Annotated in this window: 2 protein-coding genes; both read right to left on the reverse strand. The window is 47.1% G+C overall.

Annotation, left to right across the window (positions count from 1 at the left end; translation table 11 throughout):
• Positions 1–48: 48 nt before the first annotated feature.
• On the reverse strand, positions 49–957 hold the full coding sequence (locus tag H6A32_RS15750) for an IS3 family transposase (RefSeq protein WP_204864813.1): 909 nt from the start codon (positions 955–957) through the stop codon (positions 49–51).
• Positions 954–1286: a transposase gene (locus H6A32_RS15755; RefSeq protein ID WP_087178456.1), complete on the reverse strand. Its 333-nt coding sequence runs from the start codon at positions 1284–1286 to the stop codon at positions 954–956. The genes H6A32_RS15750 and H6A32_RS15755 overlap by 4 nt, the downstream gene beginning before the upstream one ends.
• Between the last annotated feature and the right edge of the window lie 78 nt (positions 1287–1364).

Here is a 1364-nt window from a genome sequence, read left to right on the forward strand (position 1 = left end):
TGATATTGTCAAGATTAGTTGACACATTTTTCTCAAGGATATCACTGACTATGCAGCCACCTCCAAAGCCTCATAGTACTGCCTGCGTTTTACCATGGGAGGAAGGCCGCCATTGGCAGAGCAGATCCTCCGGTTGTTCCAGTAGCTGAGGAAGTATCTCCAGATAAGTACCTTTAGTTCTTCTACTTCCATCTGCTTTGTGTCATAACGGTCATAAAGAAGCTCCGTCTTCATTCTGGCCCACATGCTCTCGCAGCGTGCATTATCATGGCAGCGCCCTCCGGCACTGTTCATGCTTTGATGGATATGATGCTCCCGGATGGTCTGACGGTAGGACTCGCTGGTATACTGTGTCCCGCGGTCACTGTGGATGACAGCGCCTTCCAACGCAGGATAGGCAGTCAGGGCGTTTTCCAATGTATGGATACATAGATCGGCTTTCATATTTGTTTCCATTGCCAGACCGAGGACACTAAGATCAAAGCAGTCAAAAATCGCAGATACATACAGTTTCCCATTGGATGTCGGAATCTCCGTGATATCCGTAATACATTTTTCTAATGGGGTATCAGAACGGAAATCCCGTTTTAGCAGATCATCCGATTTCATGGCTTCACGATCAGCCTTTGTGATCCCGTTGGGTTTTCTCTTAGGTCGATGGCTAAGGCCAATCTGATCCATAACTCGGTATACGGTTCTCTCACTGGGAATATGCACTCCTTCCGGCTGTTTCAGCAACAATGCCTGGTACATCCGGATTCGACCATAAGTATCGTTACATTCATCTTCACTGACGATTTCTTTCATGGCATCTGCCAAATCCTGGTACTTCCAGGGACGGTCTTTATTTGCGAGATATTTATAGAAGCCTTGGCGGCTGACCCCAAGCATTCTGCAGTAAAACGAGATTTTCCCGGTAATCCTGCCGTCTTCTGTCTTCAGGGCCAGAAAGATCATTCTCTGGTTTTTGCCGACTTCCGACGGCTGGCGGCGAAAAAAGCACTGGCTTCCTCCAGGAATTCGTTTTCTTCCTTCAGGCGACGGATTTCCTTATCCTGTTCCTTTACCCGTTTGCGCAGCATGGTAATTTCTTCTGCCAGGCTCATTGCGCTGGTGGGAGTATGGGAGCCTTCTCCGATATCCAGCTTACCGGCTCTAACAGCTTTCAGCCAGGTATGGATGGTTCCTTCTGGGATTCCTAATTCTTTAGCAGCCTTAGCGCCGCCGATTTCCTTGGCAAGTTTTACTGCCTGTACTTTGTATTCATGGTCATATTTACGTGCCACTTTGAATGCCTCCTTATTCTCTTGGTTTTATTATGAAATCCTTGAGAATAAGCTGTCAACTTTTTTTATACCACACCA

Origin of the sequence: Drancourtella massiliensis (assembly GCF_016900655.1) — a bacterium.
GTDB lineage: Bacteria > Bacillota > Clostridia > Lachnospirales > Lachnospiraceae > Sellimonas > Sellimonas catena.

Excerpts from the sequence above, each read along its gene's own strand:
- H6A32_RS15750 (WP_204864813.1), bottom strand. The coding sequence starts at position 957 with ATGATCTTTCTGGCCCTGAAGACAGAAGACGGCAGGATTACCGGGAAA.